Source organism: Jannaschia helgolandensis, assembly GCF_900109285.1.
GTDB classification, from domain to species: Bacteria; Pseudomonadota; Alphaproteobacteria; order Rhodobacterales; family Rhodobacteraceae; genus Jannaschia; species Jannaschia helgolandensis.
Genome location: NZ_FNZQ01000001.1, coordinates 70688 through 90171 on the forward strand (window position 1 = coordinate 70688; position 19484 = coordinate 90171).

The 19484-nt window shown below is 64.7% G+C and carries 19 protein-coding genes; 10 read left to right on the plus strand and 9 right to left on the minus strand.

Annotated features, from left to right (window positions below):
- Positions 1–27 precede the first annotated feature (27 nt).
- Genes BMY38_RS00325 through ubiA form a run of 3 tightly spaced genes read right to left on the minus strand, consistent with a single transcriptional unit; the run spans position 28 to position 3333 of the window.
- Entirely contained in the window at positions 28–351 is a 324-nt protein-coding gene (locus BMY38_RS00325; protein WP_092758698.1) for a hypothetical protein, read from the minus strand.
- On the minus strand, positions 348–2339 hold the full coding sequence (locus BMY38_RS00330; protein ID WP_092758700.1) for an OmpA family protein: 1992 nt from the start codon (positions 2337–2339) through the stop codon (positions 348–350). Before BMY38_RS00330 ends, BMY38_RS00325 begins: the two co-directional genes overlap by 4 nt.
- A gap of 52 nt (positions 2340–2391) precedes the next feature.
- Complete coding sequence (gene ubiA, locus BMY38_RS00335) at positions 2392–3333, minus strand: 4-hydroxybenzoate octaprenyltransferase (protein WP_092758702.1); 942 nt, start codon at positions 3331–3333, stop codon at positions 2392–2394.
- An 18-nt stretch (positions 3334–3351) separates the two neighbouring features.
- On the opposite strand from ubiA, the gene BMY38_RS00340 reads away from it, so the two are divergent.
- The 4 genes from BMY38_RS00340 to BMY38_RS00355 are packed head-to-tail and all read left to right on the plus strand — an operon-like array spanning position 3352 to position 6836.
- Positions 3352–4089, plus strand: coding sequence for a 16S rRNA (uracil(1498)-N(3))-methyltransferase (locus tag BMY38_RS00340; RefSeq protein WP_092758704.1), 738 nt, complete (start codon positions 3352–3354; stop codon positions 4087–4089).
- Positions 4089–4910, plus strand: a complete 822-nt coding sequence (locus BMY38_RS00345; RefSeq protein WP_092758706.1) for a GNAT family N-acetyltransferase — start codon at positions 4089–4091, stop codon at positions 4908–4910. Before BMY38_RS00340 ends, BMY38_RS00345 begins: the two co-directional genes overlap by 1 nt.
- On the plus strand, positions 4907–5419 hold the full coding sequence (locus tag BMY38_RS00350; protein ID WP_092758708.1) for a hypothetical protein: 513 nt from the start codon (positions 4907–4909) through the stop codon (positions 5417–5419). The genes BMY38_RS00345 and BMY38_RS00350 overlap by 4 nt, the downstream gene beginning before the upstream one ends.
- Positions 5420–5465: 46 nt before the next feature.
- Complete coding sequence (locus tag BMY38_RS00355; protein WP_092758710.1) at positions 5466–6836, plus strand: glutamate--cysteine ligase; 1371 nt, start codon at positions 5466–5468, stop codon at positions 6834–6836.
- 104 nt (positions 6837–6940) lie between these two features.
- On the opposite strand, the gene BMY38_RS00360 is transcribed toward BMY38_RS00355, so the two are convergent.
- The 5 genes from BMY38_RS00360 to BMY38_RS00380 all read right to left on the minus strand — a co-directional run bounded on the left by BMY38_RS00360 (position 6941) and on the right by BMY38_RS00380 (position 10888).
- Positions 6941–7300, minus strand: coding sequence for a hypothetical protein (locus BMY38_RS00360; RefSeq protein ID WP_342707720.1), 360 nt, complete (start codon positions 7298–7300; stop codon positions 6941–6943).
- An 89-nt stretch (positions 7301–7389) separates the two neighbouring features.
- Positions 7390–7995 (minus strand): glycerol-3-phosphate 1-O-acyltransferase PlsY, encoded by a 606-nt coding sequence (gene plsY, locus BMY38_RS00365; protein WP_092758712.1) that lies wholly within the window; start codon positions 7993–7995, stop codon positions 7390–7392.
- Positions 7995–9260 (minus strand): dihydroorotase, encoded by a 1266-nt coding sequence (gene pyrC / locus BMY38_RS00370; RefSeq protein WP_092758714.1) that lies wholly within the window; start codon positions 9258–9260, stop codon positions 7995–7997. The genes plsY and pyrC overlap by 1 nt, the downstream gene beginning before the upstream one ends.
- A 94-nt stretch (positions 9261–9354) precedes the next feature.
- Positions 9355–9891 carry a hypothetical protein gene (locus BMY38_RS00375; protein ID WP_092758716.1) on the minus strand — a complete coding sequence of 179 codons (537 nt, stop codon included), beginning with the start codon at positions 9889–9891 and terminating at the stop codon, positions 9355–9357.
- Between the two features lie 28 nt (positions 9892–9919).
- Positions 9920–10888 carry an aspartate carbamoyltransferase catalytic subunit gene (locus tag BMY38_RS00380; protein WP_092758718.1) on the minus strand — a complete coding sequence of 323 codons (969 nt, stop codon included), beginning with the start codon at positions 10886–10888 and terminating at the stop codon, positions 9920–9922.
- Between the two features lie 328 nt (positions 10889–11216).
- On the opposite strand from BMY38_RS00380, the gene BMY38_RS00385 reads away from it, so the two are divergent.
- Entirely contained in the window at positions 11217–11561 is a 345-nt protein-coding gene (locus tag BMY38_RS00385; RefSeq protein WP_245737455.1) for a GNAT family N-acetyltransferase, read from the plus strand.
- A 40-nt stretch (positions 11562–11601) separates the two neighbouring features.
- Here the strand turns inward: BMY38_RS00385 and BMY38_RS00390 are convergent, their stop codons facing one another.
- On the minus strand, positions 11602–12087 hold the full coding sequence (locus BMY38_RS00390; protein WP_092758722.1) for a GFA family protein: 486 nt from the start codon (positions 12085–12087) through the stop codon (positions 11602–11604).
- 149 nt (positions 12088–12236) lie between these two features.
- On the opposite strand from BMY38_RS00390, the gene BMY38_RS00395 reads away from it, so the two are divergent.
- The 5 genes from BMY38_RS00395 to BMY38_RS00415 all read left to right on the plus strand — a co-directional run bounded on the left by BMY38_RS00395 (position 12237) and on the right by BMY38_RS00415 (position 19483).
- Positions 12237–13043 (plus strand): uracil-DNA glycosylase, encoded by an 807-nt coding sequence (locus tag BMY38_RS00395; RefSeq protein WP_092761023.1) that lies wholly within the window; start codon positions 12237–12239, stop codon positions 13041–13043.
- Positions 13044–13176: 133 nt separating this feature from the next.
- On the plus strand, positions 13177–13998 hold the full coding sequence (gene yghU / locus BMY38_RS00400; protein WP_092758724.1) for a glutathione-dependent disulfide-bond oxidoreductase: 822 nt from the start codon (positions 13177–13179) through the stop codon (positions 13996–13998).
- Positions 13995–14525 carry a molybdenum cofactor biosynthesis protein B gene (gene moaB / locus BMY38_RS00405; protein WP_092758726.1) on the plus strand — a complete coding sequence of 177 codons (531 nt, stop codon included), beginning with the start codon at positions 13995–13997 and terminating at the stop codon, positions 14523–14525. Before yghU ends, moaB begins: the two co-directional genes overlap by 4 nt.
- Before the next feature lie 98 nt (positions 14526–14623).
- On the plus strand, positions 14624–16111 hold the full coding sequence (locus BMY38_RS00410) for an efflux RND transporter periplasmic adaptor subunit (protein ID WP_092758728.1): 1488 nt from the start codon (positions 14624–14626) through the stop codon (positions 16109–16111).
- A 3-nt stretch (positions 16112–16114) separates the two neighbouring features.
- A complete protein-coding gene (locus BMY38_RS00415; protein ID WP_092758730.1) occupies positions 16115–19483 on the plus strand; it encodes an efflux RND transporter permease subunit in 3369 nt (1122 codons plus the stop codon).
- Position 19484: the final 1 nt, after the last annotated feature.

Sequence of the window (19484 nt, forward strand, 5' to 3'; positions counted from 1 at the left end):
GAAGGACCGGCGCACCCGTCAGATGGATCAGGCGTTCAGCGACTCGATATAGGCGCGCAGCTCGGAGCCTTCCTGTCGCGCTTCGCGCAACCCATCCATGGCGGCTCTTGCCTCGGCTTCCGATGCGCTCAGCTTGGTCATCAGCTCCTGCTCCCGGTATTGCAGATAGGTGATCGCCTCGTCGCGTTGTTCCTCAGCGTCGTGCAGAGACTTGGCCATGTCTTCCAACTCGGCGACGTCGGACACGGTCACGCGGCTGAACCGATAGACCAACCAGGATGCGAACCATCCCAGCACGAAGGCGACAAACAGGATCACCGCGATCGCGATGACGAATTCGGTGCGGTTCATTCGGTGGCCCCTCCCGTGGGCGTGGTGTCGGGCGGATGGTCGGCGGCCGCGCCGTCGTGCGGAGGCGCTTCCTGATCAGCAGCGTCAGGGACGGCAGCGTCAGGGGCGGCACCATCTGCTGCGGACGGGGCATCCCCTACCTCAGCCGTGCCGGTCCGGCGATCGAACAGGGTGAAGGTAATGCGGCGGTTGGCCTCGCGTCCCTCCTCGGTGTCGTTATCGGCGATGGGCTGCGATTCGCCATAGCCGTTCGCGATCAGTTGGCTGGGGGCCACACCCAGCCCGATCAGCGCATTGCGCACTGCATCGGCCCGCGCGATGGACAGGGCGAGGTTGGTATCCTCTCGCCCCTGGCTATCGGTATGTCCGCCGATTTCGAACACCGTGTTGGGACATTCGTCCAGCGCATCCTTCAGGCTGCCGAGCTGTTCGTCGCCTGCTTCTTCGATAATCGCCTCGCCAGGGGCGAACGACAGCTTGTGTTCAACCAGTATCGTGTTCAGGCGATCGGCGCATTCTGCAGGCGAGGGTATGTTCAGCAGCGGGTCGAGTTCCGCGTCATACCGGACCTCGACGCGGAAATTCGCCTCGGCCCCCAGCTTGTCGGACAACAGACCGGAAATTTCCGCCTCGGCCCGCGTATTGCCGGTGACGCCCCGCAGAACCACCAGGTCCGGCTGCACGATCACCGACCCGTTTTCCAGTCGCGACAGGGCATCCATCCCGGCCAGTACGCGGGCGGGCCAGCCGCGCGGCAGACTCGTGTCCTGACGGGTCGCGATATAGGTATTCGACGAGCCGAACAAAGCGCGACCATAGCTGACGACGGCGGCCTGCTGCGCCTCGTCGTACAGCCGTCCGCGCAACTGCACCTGACCTTCCGGCGCGAGGGTGGCGACGAATTCGGGGGTGCCGGTTTCGGCTTCGCCCGTACCATCGACCTGTGTTGCCTCGGGCAGGACGGCGGACAGGACGAAGAGATCGGGCAAGGCGGCAGAGAGTTCGGCCACGACGGTGTCGAAAGCCGGTTGATCCGTGCCTTCGCTGGCGATCAGCGATACGTCGGCATCCGACAGTGTCAGCGCACCTCCGCCCAGATTGTTCAGGGCAGCGATCCCCTCGGCGGCGGCGACCGACCAGCCGGCCGATGGGACGCCAAGTGCGATCACGCAATCCGCCTCGCCCGCAAAACCCGCCGCAACGGCCGCATCCAGAACGCGGGTCCGGGCCTGTTCGGAATCGACGGCACAAGCTTCAAATCGGGGGGCACCGTCTGGCGGCATGACAAAGCGCAGCGTGAAAGGTGTGATCACCGGACGCGGTGCCCCGATGTTCAGCGACAGATCGATATCGGCTGGCTTATCGCGGGTAATCGCGCGCTCCAGCGTGATCCGCTCCTCGTCGCTGTCGGCAACGGCCGTGACGACGACACGTCCCGCATCGACCGAGACCTTGGCGCGGGGCAACTGATCCAACGCGGACATCGCGAAGCGAAGCGACTCCTCCCATCCGGGCGGAACGGCATAATCCGCCGTCTCGACCATGTTGGTGACCTCCAGCGGCATCGCCCTTCCGGCGCGCGCCAGCAGAGAGGACAACAATTCAGGGCCGCCATTCGCCGGGACCAGCCCGATGACCGAGACATCGGCATCGTTGCGCAGGATTTCCAGCGAAAAACGGGGTGCGGTCACCGGGCGACTGGCCTCCACTTCCATCGCGTCGATGATGCGGCCCGGATCGACAATGGCACCCGCGCGGGTGATGGCGCGAAAGCGCGACGGTTCGTCAGGGGCAGTGCCAGACAGGATCAGCTGCAACCCGTCCGTATCGACTTCGGCCCAGTCCAGCCCGGCGGCGTCCAGTGCCCCGGCCACCACGGCGCGCGACGACGTTTCAATGTAACTGGCCCCGAACCATGCTCCGGCGACTGCACTGGCTGCCGCAAGACCGAATGCGATAGTGGTTGCGATTGTGCGCTTGGCTGACATGTTTATCCCGAATTCCCTGCGCCTGACTAACGGCCCTCTCGGGCAGGGGCAATCACACCAGGGCCGCCATGGCAAAAAACGGCAAGGGGATCAGCCCGGTCGTGCGATTGGCCCGAAACAATCTCAGGCAAAGCGCGGCATCGGTGACATCCAGCCGCATCATCTGCCAGGCCAGATGCCACCCCATCGCCCAGACGCCCAACAACGCAGCCATTGCCGAAACCGGTGGAAGCGCCGTGACGATTGCCGCCGACAGCAGGATCACCGTCGACGCCGCGAAGCCTCGCATCCACGGACCAGGTGTATCGCCAAAGCGCCGGGCCGTGGATTTGACGCCGATCAGGGCGTCATCCTCAACGTCCTGATAAGCATAGATCGTATCGTAGAAGAGCGTCCATGCAATGCCGCCAAGATAAAGCAGAATCGGCGGCCACCCCAACCCCCCGGTGTGCGCCGCCCATGCCAGCAGCGCGCCCCAGTTGAACGCCAGGCCCAGGAACACCTGCGGCCACCAGGTGAACCGCTTGGCGAACGGATAGATCGTGACCGGGATCAGGGACAGCAGCCCCAGGACAATGGCCGTGCCGTTGAACGTCAGCAGGATCGCGGCGGATGCCACGACCTGCACCGTCAACCAGATCAGCGCGCCGCGTACCGTCACCTGCCCGGACGGAATGGGTCGTGACCGGGTACGCGCGACCGCGGTGTCGATGTCACGGTCGGTCACATCGTTCCAGGTGCAGCCCGCGCCGCGCATCAGGACCGCTCCGATGGCGCAGCCTACCGCGATCCAGATGTCAAAAGGTCGAAATCCGGTTGCCGCCACCGCAAGGGCCAGCCCCCACCAGCACGGCAACAGCAACAGCCATGTCCCGATCGGCCGGTCGGCGCGCGACAGTCGCAGATAGGGTCGCGTCGCCTTCGGGGCCAACCGATCGACCCAGTTGCCCTTGACGGCGTCGGCCACCTGTCCTTGATCGGACGCATCGGTCATCGGAAGGACCCCTCTCTCATGGACAGCAAAGTCAGGCTGCACATAACCGGACCCCTGTACGGGGGACAACAGGCGGTGCTGTCGAAGGATCAGGCGCATTACCTGTCTGGCGTCATGCGGCTTTCGCCGGGCGACACGATCACCGTATTCGACGGCGCGTCCGGTGCGTGGCGGGCAACCATCGACGCGGCGTCCAAGCGCGGCGGCACCCTGACGCTGGGCGACCGGGTCGCGCCGCAACGCGATCCGCCCGACATCTGGCTGTGCTTCGCGCCGATCAAGAAAGCGCGAACGGACTTCATCGTGGAAAAGGCGACGGAGCTGGGCGCGGCACGCATCTGCCCGGTCACGACGCGCTACACCAATTCCGAACGCATTCGCCGCGACCGGCTGCAGGCTCATGCTGTCGAAGCCGCCGAGCAATGCGGCGGCACCTTTGTGCCCCCGGTCGACGAAATCGTAACGCTGGCGAAGCTGCTGGACCACTGGCCCGACGACCGCGCGCTGATTTTCTGCGACGAGGCGCTGTCTGACGATCCCGATTGGTCTGGAGAGGGAGAATCGAACCCATGGCCCCCCGCCCCCGCCGCGATCCTGATCGGCCCGGAAGGCGGCTTCGCTCCCGCAGAACGCGACCGTCTGCGCGCGCATCCGCAGGCCATGGCCGTGGGTCTGGGTCCGCGCATCCTGCGGGCGGATACGGCGGCAGTGGCAGCGCTGACGGTGTGGCAGACCACGCAGGGGGACTGGACGTGATGCTCGCGTCTGAGTCGCATCGCCCGGCGATCGAAGCGATGTTGGGCATAAGTCCGGAACTGGCGATGTTCCCGCTCGGCAATCTGGTTCGGTACGGGATGGAGGGCGGGCATCCACACGCGATGTCCTTCTGGCTGGACGGCGCGACATCCCCGACGGCAATCCTTGGCCTGACGGACGGCGGCATGGTTCTGCCGGTCTGGTCCGGTGCCTTCGATCCGGCGCGCGCGGCGGAACACCTTTGCGGGCAGACTCTGACGGGTTTCGCCGGGGCCGCATCGCCGGTCCGCGACCTGATCGCGGCGGTAGGTCTGTCGGGCGCCCCGGCGGTCCTGTCGGAGGACGAGCCGCAGTTCCTCGCCCATCTGAATACCCTGTCCGTGCCCGTCCGCCCCGGCATGCTGTCTCCGCTGACCGTGGACGTCGCTACGGCCGTTGCGTGGCGGCAAGCCTATGACGCGGAACTGCATCTGGGCGCTTCGTCGGTCGAAGACGCTGAAGCGCAGGTTCAGCGCTGGATCGCCGAAGACACGCACCGCTTCCTGATGATCGACGGCATCCCCGCCGCCATGACCGGCTTCACCGCGGTGCTGCCCGACATTGTGCAGGTCGGCGGCGTTTATACCCCGCCTTCTGCGCGCAACCGCGGGCTGGCGCGCCACGCCGTCGCGCTGCATCTGGCCGAAGCACGGGATGCGGGCGTGACCCGTGCCACCCTGTTCGCAGCCACGAATGCGGCGGTCGCCTGCTATCGCCCGCTGGGGTTCGAGCGGATCGGCGATTTCGCCCTCGTGCTGTTCGACGGAAAGGTTGTGCCATGATCCGCCCCGAGGCCGCCGCTCTGATGATCCGCTGGCGCGAGGCGCTGATCGGCGGGGGCGCGGTTATTCTGGGCCTCGGGCTCTGGATCGCATCCGGCGGTCTGATCGCCTTTTTCGGGGCGGTCGCCATGACGGTCGGCGCGTTCCTTCTTGTGTCGGGCATCCGGGCCGCAAGATTCCGTACCGCAACCCAGTCGCCCGGCGTGGTCGAGGTGGACGAGGGACGCATCACCTATCTGGGGCCGATCCTCGGTGGCAGCGTCGAGCTGGACGAGTTGACCGAAGTGGCCTTCCTCCGCACCCGCGGGGGCGAGGCGTTCTGGCGCCTCGCGCAGTTCACTGGCCAGCCGCTGATGATCCCCGAAGGAGCTGCCGGGTCCGACAAGCTGCTGGATGCCCTGGCCCCTCTGCCGGGGCTGGACACGGGTGCCATGGTGCGGGCCGTGCAGTCGCCTGCGCCTGCGACGATCACAGTCTGGCGGCGGACGGGTCACCGCGCCTTGACTTGACCCCGTCCGACCCTCATCCCCGAACCGAAACGGCAGGAGGCCGCGCATGTCCATTCCCCAGTCCGGCGGCGGCCAGATTACCGACCATTCCCAGCTTGCCGAATACCTGGCTTCGGGGTGCAAGCCCAAAGACCAGTGGCGCATCGGCACCGAGCATGAAAAATTCGGTTATTGTGAAGACACCCTGAAGCCCCTGCCCTACGAAGGCGAGCGGTCGATTCATGCCGTCCTGTCAGGACTGCGCGACCGCTTCGGCTGGACCCCGGTCGAGGAGGGCGGTCACCTGATCGGGCTGGAAAAGGACGGGGCCAACGTCAGCCTTGAACCGGGCGGCCAGCTGGAGCTTTCGGGCGCACCGCTGGAGAGCATCCACCAGACCTGCGACGAAGTGAACGTCCATCTTGCCGAAGTGAGGTCCGTCGCCGACGAGATCGGCGTCAAGTTCATCGGGCTGGGTGCCGCACCGATCTGGCGGCACGAGGACATGCCTTTGATGCCCAAGGGGCGTTACAAGTTGATGGACGCCTATATGGGCAAGGTCGGCACGATGGGCCGGGTGATGATGCGGCGCACGACGACAGTGCAGGTCAACCTCGACTTCGCGTCCGAGGCGGACATGGTGCAGAAACTGCGCGTCGCCATGGCCTTGCAATCGGTGGCAACGGCGCTGTTTGCCAATTCGCCGTTTTTCGAGGGCAGGCCCAACGGCCACAAGTCATGGCGCAGCCGGGTCTGGCGCGATCTGGATGCCGACCGCACCGGCATCCCTGCCTTTGTCTTCGAGGACGGCTTCGGGTTCGAGCGGTGGGTGCAATATGCCCTCGATACGCCGATGTACTTCGTCTACCGCGACGGCAAGTATGTCGACGCATTGGGCATGTCGTTCCGCGATTTCCTCAAGGGTGAATTGCCCGCGCTGCCAGGCGAAAAGCCGACGCTGTCGGACTGGGCCGATCACCTGACGACGCTGTTCCCCGAAGCCCGCATCAAGAAATACATGGAGATGCGCGGTGCCGACGGCGGCACGTGGCGGCGGCTCTGCGCCCTGCCCGCGTTCTGGGTCGGGTTGCTCTATGATCAGTCGTCGCTGGACGCGGCATGGGACCTGGCAAAGGGCTGGGATCACGAAACGCGGCTGGCGCTGCGGGTCGCGGCCAGCGAAGACGGGCTTCAGGCCGAAGTGAACGGCATCAGGATGCACGACCTGGCGCGCGAGCTGGTCGACATCAGCCACGCCGGTCTTGCCGCCCGCGCGATGCCCGGTGCGGGCGGGTTGGTTCCGGACGAGACGCATTTCCTGAACGCGCTGAAGGAATCGATCGAGTCGGGGAAAACTCCCGCCGACGAGCTTCTGGACGATTACAACGGTCGCTGGGGTGGGGATCTGACGCGAATTTACGCCGAACGCAGCTACTGACGGTGTGTTGCCCGCCACGCGGTCTTCACGGACGGCAGGGACGGAAACCCTCCCAATACCCGCTGCTTTGCCGGTGCGTTGGAATTGCTTGCCACTTTGTGCCGTCAGGTCTCGGGCACCAGGTCCAGAACGAACCGCGCCACCCTGGCGGCGGGCATTTCGCAGGGTTTGAGGCGGGATCCCGATTCAAGACGATACAGGTTCATGCTGATATAATCCGTCCCATCCAGCGCGTGGGCGACCAGCTTCTCCGATGCGCCCCCGGCAAACAAACTGCGCGTCACCAGCCAGGTCTTGCCTAGGGCCTGTCCCCTGAACGTGCCCAGCGGAAGCGCCAACAGCGCCTCTGCCACGGCGTCGGGATCGGAGTCGGAGTCGGAGTCGGGCCGGTTGGGGATGCGGTCAGTCAGAGTGAATACCAACCTTTGCCAAACAAGGCCGCTTATCCCGATGCGGTCCAGCAACAAGCTCCGATTTCAAGATCCATCACCCGTTGCACCTGCGCGCAGTGCTGGCGAGGATGACGAAACCAGCACGTGTCACAACCAGAAAGTCACTTCAGACCGATCCGGGGTTCCTCACCGTTCAGGATGCGACGAATATTCGCAGCGTGACGATAAAAAATCAGGGCGGCCAGCGCGATATAGAACACTACGGCCTGCGGCACCAGCCACAGTGCGAAGACGGGGGCCGCGACGGCGGCGATCAGTGCGGCCAGCGACGACATGCGGAACGCGGCGGCGGCAGCCAGCCACGTCAGACATGCGGCGACTCCAAGCGGCCACGACAGCGCCAGCAGCGTGCCGAGGAAGGTCGCCACCCCCTTGCCGCCCCGGAATCGCAGAAAGACCGGGAAACAATGCCCGAGGAATGCCATCAGCCCGGCCAGTTGCGCCGCGTCTTCCCCGACCAGCGCGCGCGCCAGCAGGACGGCGGCACCGCCCTTACCCGCATCGCCCAGCAATGTCAGCAGCGCGGCGGGCTTGTTGCCGGTGCGCAGAACATTGGTCGCGCCGATGTTGCCCGATCCGATCTTTCGCAGATCGCCCAGCCCGAACAGCCGCGCCATGACGATACCGAACGGCACCGACCCCAGCAGATAGGCCAGCACGGCAACGACCAGCAGGGACAGGGGGGCGGATGCGATCTCGGGCGTCATCAGGTCGCCGCCCGGTCGTAAACGCAGGTGCCCGCGACCCAGGTGGCCAGCACACGTCCTTCCATCCGCGCGCCATCGAACGGGGTGTTCTTGGACTTGGAGGCAAGGGTGAAACGGTCCAGCACGAACGGCGCATCCGGGTCGAACAGCACCAGATCGGCGGGCGCGCCCGCGTCCAGCGTTCCACCTTCCAGTCCCAGCCGCCGGGCAGGGTTCATCGACAGCGCGCGCCACAGTTCCGGCAGCGTCAGATGGCCCGCCTTCACCAACCGCATCGCCGCGGGCAGCAGCGTTTCCAGACCGACGGCGCCCGGCGCGGCCTCCTCGAAGGGCAGGCGCTTCGATTCCTCGTCCTGCGGGGTGTGCATGGAGCTGATGATGTCGATCACCCCATCCGTCAGCGCGCCTGCTACGGCCATCCGGTCGTCCTCGTCCCGCAGGGGCGGCATCACCTTGAAGAAGGTGCGGTAGTCGGCGACGTCCAGCACATTCAGCGTCAGGTGGTGGATCGACGTGCCCGCCGTCACGTCCAGTCCGGAAGCCTTGGCCCGGATCAACGCTGGCAAGGCCGCAGCCGTGGTGATCTGGTCCATGTGATAAGCGACGCCCGTCGCCTCGACCAGGGCCAGGTCGCGGTCCAGCCCCATGCGTTCGGCCAGGGGCGACACGCCCGGCAGCCCGCGCAGGCTGGCGAATTTGCCGGACGTAATGCAGGCCCCGGCCGACAGTCCCGGATCCTGCGGATGACCGATGACCAGTGCACCCAGCGACCGTGCATAGGTCAGGCAGCGCGACAGGACCTTGGTGTCTGCAACGACATGCGTGCCATCCGAAAACGCGACCGCACCGGCATCGCGCAGAAACCCGATCTCGACCATCTCGCGGCCCGCACGGCCCCGTGTCAGGGCCGCAATGTGACGGACGCGAACCGGCGAATGGCCGGCACGTCCGCGGGCATGTTCCAGTATTTCGGGACTGTCGATAACGGGCATTGTATCGGGGCGGCAAACCATCGTTGTCACACCGCCACGCGCCGCCGCGATGCCTGCCGTACGGAAGCTTTCCTTGTGTCGCTCACCGGGTTCGCCGACCTTGACACCGATATCGACAATACCGGGGGCCAGACATTTTCCGCGACAGTCGATGACCTGTGCAGCCGGGCCGGGGTCGGTGATGCGGCCATCCTCGATCCGCAATTCGCCATGGGTGTCCGCGCCCGTGACGGGGTCGATCAGGCGGGCGTTGGTCAACAGGATCGAGCTCATGCCACCCGGTTAGCCAAGAGGCCGCGCCAAGTCCATCAGCGATACAGGGGCGATCAGGGGTGGGCGACCCGCATTGCGGGGCCGCCATCCGATGTCACCACAGCATCAGAAGGATCGCCGCGGCCACGATTGCCCCCAACACGATCCAGACGATGCGCCGCTTTGTCATAGGGTTGCCCACGGCGGCACCCGGCGTTTCCAGATGCGGCGACTTCGAAGCCCGTGGCAGGGACCTTGGGCTGTCGTCGGCTTCGGCCGGAGCATAGCTGCCGATGTGGGTCAGCTCGGACCGGGGGGTCAGCGTCTGCAACCCCTCGACCGCGCGAGGGGCCAATACCACGACATCGCCGGACAGTGCATCGAGGCGGGCCGCATCAGCGGCCAGAACCGGGTCGGGAATGTCGTGCGCCTGCGCCAGATAGGCCCGCAGACCCATAGGCGCGACGTCTTCCACGGCAAAAACTTCGGCATAGGTCGGATCGATCGCACCCCCCACAGCCGTTTCGAGCGAGGTCGCGGAGACCTCTTCGCTCAGACGTGACAGATAGGTCTGATGCGTCAGCTTCAGGGTGCCGTCACTGACGGAAAAGACGTGGATACGGGGGTCGCGCGGTGTCAGGGCTAAGGTCATGGAAACTCCAGTGGTCATGCATCGAAGATCAACGCGCGGCAGGGCCGCCGGGTTCAACCTGACCCGCCGACGCCCGCAAATTCGCTGCCAGAAGGTCCATCGCCGCCATGCGAACTGCAACCCCCATCTCCACCTGTTCCTGAATGACGGAGCGGTTGATATCGTCGGCCAGCGTTCCGTCGATCTCCACACCGCGGTTCATCGGACCCGGATGCATGACGATGGCATCTGGTTTGGCATGCGATAACTTTTCTGCGTCCAGCCCGAAGCGATGGTAATATTCCCGCTCGGAAGGGATGAAGCCGCCGTCCATTCGCTCCTTCTGAAGACGCAGCATCATCACCACGTCCGCGCCCTTCAGCCCTTCGGCCATATTGTCGGTCACCTCCACGCCCAACTGGTCGATCTGCGCGGGCATCAGCGTCGGCGGCCCGACCAGACGGACGCGGTTTTCCATCTTGCCCAGCAGGATCAGGTTCGACCGGGCCACGCGCGAATGCGCGATGTCGCCGCAGATCGCCACGGTCAGCCGGTGCAGTCGACCCTTCGCGCGCCGGATCGTCAACGCATCCAACAGGGCTTGCGTCGGATGTTCGTGCTTGCCATCCCCCGCGTTCAGCACGGCGCAATTCACCTTTTCCGCCAACAGGTTCACTGCCCCCGACTGCGGATGCCGCACCACCAGAAGATCGGGTCGCATCGCGTTCAGCGTCAGGGCCGTGTCGATCAGCGTCTCACCCTTTTTCAGGCTGCTGGCCTGCATCGCCATGTTCATGACGTCCGCGCCCAGCCGCTTGCCCGCGATCTCGAAACTCGCCTGAGTCCGCGTCGAATTCTCGAAGAACATGTTGATCTGCGTCAGCCCGGCCAGCGCATCGCCATGCTTGTGCCCGGCCCGCGTCGCTTCGGCGTAATGGTCGGCACGGTCCAGCAGAGCGATGATTTCCGACGGGTGCAGGGGCTCGATGCCCAGAAGGTGGCGTTGATTGAAAGTCATGGGACATCCCTTGCCGCTCCGCGTCCTGCTTGTCGGGCGTTGTGGCGCGGGGATCAAGGGGATGCGGTCATGTTGAAGATTGGCGGCGACGACCGACAGAGTATAATGGGGTTCGGCGGAACAATGCCGCGGCTCATCGAGCGACACTTCCGGGGCCAGTTTGTCGATTGGGACGCATCCGTTCGAAAGGCAGTGTCACACAGCGGCCAGACGAAGGAGACGCGATGTGATCCGAAAGGCCAGCGCATCAGATGCGCCCGCGATCAGAGATTGCACCAATCAGGCCTACGCTCGATATATACCTGTAATTGGCCGGAAGCCTGCGCCGATGGTTGCCGACTTCGAGACGCAAATTGCTGCCGGATCAGTTTATGTTGCCACCGGCGCAAACGACGATTTCCAAGGTTTCATAGTGTTCTTCCCCGAAGATCAGCACATCCTACTGGAAAACGTGGCTGTCCTGCCAAGCGTTGCGGGACAGGGTATCGGCAAGACCCTGATACAGTTCTGCGAGGCTGAAGGGCGGCGGCTCGGCTTTGAGATCGTGCGTCTCTATACGAATGAAAAGATGACCGAGAACCTCTTGATCTATCCGCGACTTGGTTATGACGAAGTGGCGCGGCGCACTGAAGAAGGCTTCCATCGGATATATTACGAGAAACGCCTCTGCTAAGCGACGGCGGCACGGGTCCGGAAGGTCCGGGATATCGGGGCTAACAATTTCCGATAATGTATGGCGCATCGAACACTTTCGGTGCGACCGGCGTCCCGTCCCGCTCGCTGGCATGTTCGAGATAGGTGTTGACGTGGGGAGGAATGACCGTGCCTCTTTGCGCTACGCCAAGAAAAATCTGCTTCGTGTTCTCAGGCGTGAGTTCGAACCAATTCGGATCGTCAAACGTTCCGCCGTAGACACCAACGAAATTTTCAAATCGCTGGAAGGTCAGGAACAGCTTGGTCCCGCAGTTATCGCAGAAATGTATGAAAACCTTTTTTCCGCTGCCTTCTGAGATGTGAACATACCGTTTCGGAGACCCTTTGTTGACCTGAAAGTCCTGCGCTTCGAACACCGGTTCCACCAGATACGCGCCACCGGTCGCGCGTTGGCAGAACCTGCAGTGGCAGATCGTCACTCTGACTGGCTGATTTTCAGCTTTATATCTGATGTTTCCGCAGAGGCATCCGCCTTGAGCATCCATTGTCGCCTGCCTCCGAAATCGCAAATCACGTCATCTATTCGCCAGTCTACACCGGATTGCCGATTCCAATGCGGTATTCGTCGCGCATCGCCCATGCTGCCCTTGGCTCCTCCCTTCCCCTCATCGACGCCCCGCGCTATTTCCCTCACATGCAGCCTGACATGGACCCCTTCACTGCCCGCGCCACGCTTGAATGGCTGGTCGAGATGGGCTGTGACGAGGCGATCTGCGCCCAACCCGTCAATCGATATGCCCTTCCCGACCGTATGCCTGCAGCCGCGAAACCCGCGCCGTTGACGCCTGCGGCGGAGACTGTCGCATCCGTGCCGCAGCATGTGCCCCCGGCACACAAAAGCGATCCCGTGACCGAGGCCGAACAGTCCGCCGCCGGGGCCGCCACGCTGGAAGACCTGCAAGCCGCGCTCTCGACCTATCCGCACTGCGAATTACGGCTGGGCGCAAAATCTCTGGTGTTTTCCGACGGCAACCCCAAGGCCCGCGTCATGATCATCGGCGAGGCACCGGGCCGTGAGGAAGACCGCGCGGGCAAGCCCTTCGTCGGGCAGGCCGGTCAGCTTCTGGACAGGATGCTCGCCGCTATCGGCCTGTCCCGCGATCATGCCGATGCGGAGCGTGCGGTCTATATCACCAATGTCCTGCCGTGGCGCCCGCCGTCGAACCGCGACCCCGAACCCGACGAAGTGGCCATGATGCTGCCGTTCCTGCGCCGTCACGTCGAACTCGCCGATCCGGACGTTCTGATCCTGATGGGCAACCACGCCTGCAACGCGGTGCTGGGTCGACGTGGCATTACCAGGCTGCGCGGGCAGTGGACCGAAGGTTTCGGCAAGCCGGTCCTGCCGATGCTGCATCCTGCCTATCTGCTACGACAACAGGCAGCGAAACGCGACGCATGGGCGGACCTGCTGGACCTTGCCGCCCGGCTGGATACCTGACGTCCGCCCTGTGCGCCCCCGCACAGTTGCACCTGCCCTGACGCCGGGCGACATGACCCCCGACCGCACCACATTGCACCAAACGAAAATCCGGGGTCACATGTCCCGAACGCAGACAGTCCGAAGGAATTTCATGACCTATACGCCCCCCAAAGTCTGGCAGAACACGCAATCCGGCGGTCAGTTCGCCAATATCAACCGTCCCGTTGCCGGTCCGACCCACGACAGGGACCTGCCTGTGGGTGAACATCCCTACCAACTCTACTCGCTGGCGACGCCGAACGGCGTGAAGGTCACCGTCCTGTTCGAGGAGCTGATCGAGGCCGGTCACGATTTCGATTATGACGCATGGAAAATCGACATTGGCGAAGGCGATCAGTTCGGCTCGGGCTTCGTCGAAGTGAACCCGAACTCCAAGATCCCCGCGTTGATGGACCGGTCTGGCGACACCCCTGTCCGTATCTTCGAGTCGGGCGCGATGATGCTGCACGTTGCCGAAAAGTATAATGCGTTCCTCGGAGAAAACCGCGCGGAGATGCTGTCCTGGCTGTTCTGGCAGATGGGCAGCGCCCCGTTTCTGGGCGGCGGGTTCGGCCATTTCTACGCCTATGCGCCTGAAAAGTACGAATACCCGATCAACCGCTACGCGATGGAAGCCAAGCGTCAACTGGATGTGCTGGACCGACGTCTGGGCGAAAGCGCCTTCATCGCAGGCGAGACTTATACCATCGCCGACATGGCGATCTGGTCCTGGTACGGTCAGTTGGTTCTGGGTCGGTTGTATGACGCCGCCGAGTTCCTCGATGTCGCAAGCTACAGGAACGTCGTCGCATGGGCAGAAAAGATCGACGCCCGCCCCGCCACTCGTCGGGGCCGCATGGTCAATCGCAGCTTCGGCGACGATGAGAGCCTGAAACTGCCCGAGCGGCACTCGCGCGCCGATTTCACCAAATGACCGATCGCGCTTTCCTGCCCTGTCGCATCGCGGTGCTGACCGTCTCCGACACGCGGACGCCGGATGACGACCGGTCCGGCGACACCCTTGTAGAACGGCTGGAGGGCGCGGGGCATCTGCTGGCGGATCGCGCCATCACGCGCGACGACCGCGCCGACATCGCGGGCAAACTTCGCGAGTGGTGCGCCGACCCGGACATCGACGTCGTGATCTCGACCGGCGGCACCGGGCTGACGGGTCGCGACGTGACGGTCGAGGCGCACCGCGACGTCTACCAAAAGGAAATCGACGCCTTCGGAACGGTCTTCACCCTCGTGAGCATGAAAAAGATCGGCACCTCCGCCGTGCAGTCGCGCGCCTGCGCGGGTGTGGCTCACGGCACCTATCTGTTCGCGCTGCCCGGTTCGCCCTCGGCCTGTCGCGATGCCTGGGATGAAATTCTGGTTCACCAACTGGACTTCAGGCACAAACCCTGCAATTTCGTCGAGATCATGCCCCGGCTTGAAGAACATTTGCGCAGAAAATGATCTGATCGCGCGACGGAACCCGGCTCTACGAACGTGTGAGTTGGCAGGGACCGTGAAAACCTTATCTTCAGGTCGACGCATCGCAGATCGGAAATTGAATGCGCTTTCTCGGACGCAGCCTTGTGGCGCTCTTCCTGTTGGCCCTGACGGTCGGCCTTCTGGGCTGGGCCGCACAGATCTCGTTTTCCGCACTCGAGGCGCGACAGGCGCGTGACGGCGGAAGCCGTCCGGCGCGTGAACGTGTACTGGCCGCCAACGTGCTGACCGCCACACCGCAGACCATCGCCCCCGTCCTGACCACCTTCGGCGAGGTTCGCGCCCGTCGCGTGCTGGAACTGCGGGCCCCCACAGCAGGCCGTATCGTCGAACTGTCGGACAGGTTCGAAGACGGCGGTCAGGTCGAGGCGGGGCAATTCCTGCTCAGGATCGACCCTGCCGGGGCCGAAGCCGATGTCGCCGTTGCCCGCGCCGATCTGTCCGGGGCCGAGGCAGAACTGCGCGACGCCACCCGAGCGCTGGATCTGGCCCAGGCCGAACTTGCCGGGGCCGAGGCGCAACGCGATCTGCAAAGTGCCGCTTTGCAACGACAGCGCGATCTTTCACAGCGGGGCGTCGGCTCCACCTCCGCCGTGGAAGCCGCTCAACTGGCGCTGTCGTCTGCCGAAAGCACGATCCTTGCGAAACGCGGGGCCATCGCGCAGGCGCAGACCCGGATCGACTCGGCCGAACTTGCGATCGAACGCGCCCGGATCGCCGTCGATACGGCCCTGCGCGACCTTGCCGATCGGGAACTGACCGCCGAATTCGATGGCCAGCTCAGCGATGTGTCGGTTCTGGCCGGGGGTCTGATATCGGCAAACGAACAGATCGCCACGCTGATCGACCCGGATGCGCTGGAAGTTGCGTTCCGTCTGTCCGCCGCGCAGCATTCGCGCCTGCTGGACGACCGCGGGAACCTGATCGGCGCACCTGTTCGCGCAATTCTCGATGTGCAGGGCCTGACGATCGAGGCCACGGGCCTCATCACCCGCGAAAGCGCGTCGGTCGGAGAAGGCCAGACCGGCCGACTGGTGTTTGCCACGCTCGACACCGCGCGTGGCTTGCGCCCCGGCGACTTTCTGCGGGTCGAGGTCGAGGAACCGGTGCTGACCTCTGCCATCCGCCTGCCTGCCACCGCGCTGTCCGCCCAGTCCAGCGTTCTGATGCTGGGCGACGATGACCGCCTGTCCGAAATCGCCGTGACGCTCCTGCGTCGTCAAGGTGACGATGTGCTGGTCTCGGGCGATATCGCAGGGCGCGAGGTCGTAGCCGAACGCACGGCGGCGCTGGGCGCGGGCATCCGGGTCCGTCCCCTGCGGCCCGAATCCGGAACATCCGATACAGACGCGTCCGACATCGCGCAGGTCCGGGTCGAAACACCCACGCTGATGACACTGGATCCCGAACGCCGCGCCCGCCTCGTGGCCTTCGTGGAGAACAACAGCCGCATTCCTGACCCCGTGAAATCGCGGATGCTGACGCAACTTGCCGATGAACAGGTGCCGACCGAAATGGTCGAACGCCTCGAATCCCGGATCGGGGGCTGACCCGTGGGCATACTGGGATACTTTACGCGCCACCGCACAGCCGCCAATCTTCTGCTGGTGCTGATGCTGGCGGCGGGCGCAGTGGCCGTTCCCAACATGCGCGCCCAGTTCTTCCCCGATGTCATTGTCGAGAACGTCTCGGTCAGTGTTGTCTGGGACGGTGCGGGGGCCGAAGACGTGGATCTCGGTATCGTGCAATTGCTGGAACCGGCGCTTCTGGCCGTCGACGGCGTGACCGACAGCTCTTCCACGTCGCGCGAAGGGTCGGCAACCCTGACGCTGGAGTTCGAGCCGGGCGCCGATGTCGCCGCTGCCGCCGACGACGTGCAGGCCGCCGTCGATGCCGTCTCGGGCCTGCCCGATGGCATCGACGACCCCGAAGTGCGGCAGGGCGCGTGGCGCGACCGCGTGACCGATGTCATCGTCACCGGGCCGGTCGGCGTCGACCAGCTGGCGCGCATTGCCGACGATTTCGTGCTGCGCCTGTTCGCCGCTGGGGTGACGCGGACGTCGATCCGGGGCATCGCCGCGCCCGAAGTGATCATAGAGGTGCCGACCGCCAACCTGCTGCGCTACGATCTGACCATGGCGGAAATCTCCGCCGCCATCGGCGCGCAGGCGCAGGCCGATCCGGCGGGCGACGTGAGTGGCGCGAACGCCCGCGTCCGCACCGGCAGCGCCCGGCGCGATGCCGTCGACATCGAGGCCATCGTGTTGCGGCGCACCGGAGGAGGCGACGCGCTGACCGTGGGCGACGTGGGCCGGGTTCTGTCCGAGGGCGTCGACCGCGACCGCGCCTATTTCGTCGGCTCCGACCCGGCGATCAGCGTTCAGGTCGACCGATCCGCCGAAGGCGACGCCATCGCCCTGCAAAAGCGCGTTGAGGAGGTCGCCGCCGATGTCCTGACCGATGCGCCACAGGGCACGAGGATCGAGCTGATCCGCACCCGGACCGAGGCCATCACGGGCCGTATCGACCTTCTGATCGACAATGCACTGATGGGGCTGGCCCTCGTCGTCGGGCTTCTGTTTCTGTTTCTGAACGCCCGGACCGCCTTCTGGGTCGCGGCAGGCATCCCGGTTGCCATGCTCTCGGCCATCGCGCTGATGTGGGCGGCGGGGATCACGATCAACATGATCTCGCTCTTCGCGCTGATCATCACGCTGGGCATCGTGGTGGATGATGCCATCGTCGTCGGCGAACATGCCGATTTCCGCGCCCGCCGTCTGGGCGAAGATCCCCAGACTGCCGCCGAAAACGCCGCCCGCCGGATGTTCGCGCCGGTGTTTTCCGCCACCCTGACCACCGTGATCGCGTTCTTCGGGCTGGTCGCCATTGGTGGGCGTTTCGGAAACCTGATCTACGACATACCTTTTACCGTGATCGTGGTTCTGATCGCCTCGTTGATCGAATGTTTCCTGATCCTGCCGCACCACATGGCCGGCGCGCTCAGGCATACCGCGCGCGAACATTGGTACGATCTGCCGTCGCGCGTGGTGAACCGGGGCTTCAAATGGGTGCGCGAAACGCTGTTCCGCCCGCTTGTACGGCTGGCACTCTGGGCGCGTTATCCGGTGGCGGCGCTGGCCCTGGTGCTGTTGTCGACGCAGGCGGCCCTGTTCATCCGCGGCGACGTACAGTGGCGGTTCTTCAACGCGCCCGAACGTGGGTCCATCACCGGCAATTTCGCCATGGTCGATGGCGCGACGCGGGCCGATGCCATCGACCAGATGCGAGAGTTGCAGCGCGCGACCGAGGCGCTTGGCGCACAGTATGAAGCCGAATACGGCACCAATCCCATCGCCTATGTCCTGGCCGAAGTCGGGGGCAATGCGGGGCGCGAGTTGCCGTCGGCGGCCGACAAGGAGCCGGACCAACTGGGTGCGATCTCGATCGAGCTGATCGACGCAGACCTGCGACCCTACCCCAGTTCCGAGTTCGTCGAGGCCTTGCAGGATACCGTGCTCCGGCAACCCCTGACGGAAGAGATCGGCTTTCGCGGGGCACATGCGGGTCCGGGCGGCGACTCTTTGTCCGTCGATTTCTATGGCGCGGATTCGGCCACGCTGAAGAATGCGGCGGAAGCCCTGAAACTCGCCGTTCTGCGCTTCCCAGAAGTCTCGGCCGTGGAGGACAGTCTGCCCTACGACAAGGATGAACTGATCCTGAACCTGACGCCGCAGGGCGAGGCGCTGGGCTTCGATATCGACACGCTGGGCACGACATTGCGCAACCGTCTGAACGGGATCGAGGCGGCGACCTTCCCGTCCGGTCCCCGTACCGGCGCGATCCGGGTCGAATTGCCACAGGGTGAAGTGCGCGCCGACTTCCTGGATACTCTGCGACTGGCCTCGCCCTCCGGGGGCGACGTCGCACTGTCGGATATCGTGACGGTCGAGGTGCAATCGGGCTTTGCCACCGTGCGCCGCACCAATGGCGTGCAGGTGGTCACAGTGTCCGGTGAAATCGCGCAGGATGACGCAGCGCGCGCGAACGAAATCCGCAGGGAACTGACCGAAACCATCCTGCCCGAGATCGCCAGCCTCTATCAGGTTGGCTTCGAGCAGGGCGGTCTGGCCGAGCAGGAACAGGAATTCCTGACCGACGCGACGCTGGGCCTGATGGCCTGTCTGCTGGGTATCTATCTGGTGCTGGCCTGGATCTTCAGCAGCTGGACCCGCCCCGCCGTTATCATGGCGGTAATCCCCTTCGGCCTGATCGGGGCGGTCTGGGGCCATTGGTGGTGGGGGGTGCCGCTGTCGATGTTCTCTGTCGTGGGTCTGATCGGCATGACCGGCATCATCATCAACGATTCCATCGTTCTGGTCACGACGGTCGACGAATATGCCCGCGACCGCGCACTGCGCCCGGCCATCATCGATGCGGTCTGCGACCGTCTGCGACCGATTCTGCTGACCACGCTGACGACGGTTCTGGGGCTTGCGCCGCTGCTCTACGAATCCTCCAGCCAGGCACAGTTCCTGCGACCCACGGTAATCACACTGGTCTATGGGCTGGGGTTCGGAATGCTTCTCGTCCTCGTCCTCGTCCCCGCCATGCTCGCCATGGGTCAGGACATCTCCCGTTTGACGACCGCGCTGCGCCGGATGGCGCGTCTGCCGCTCCGCCGCCGGGGCCGGGCTACGGGAATGCTGGGCCTGACGCTGGGCACCGTAATCCTGGCCTGGGGGTTCCTGACACTGGGCTGGCATCTGGTGACCGGCACGATCTGGCCGCCGCTGGTGCCCTTGCTGCCGTCGGGCGACACACTGCGCGTTTTTGCCGTGTTCCTTGCCGGAACGGCTGTACTGCTGCTCGGGGCATGGATCATCGCGGGGCTGACGATGGGTCTGCGGCGCAGACCGGCCTGAA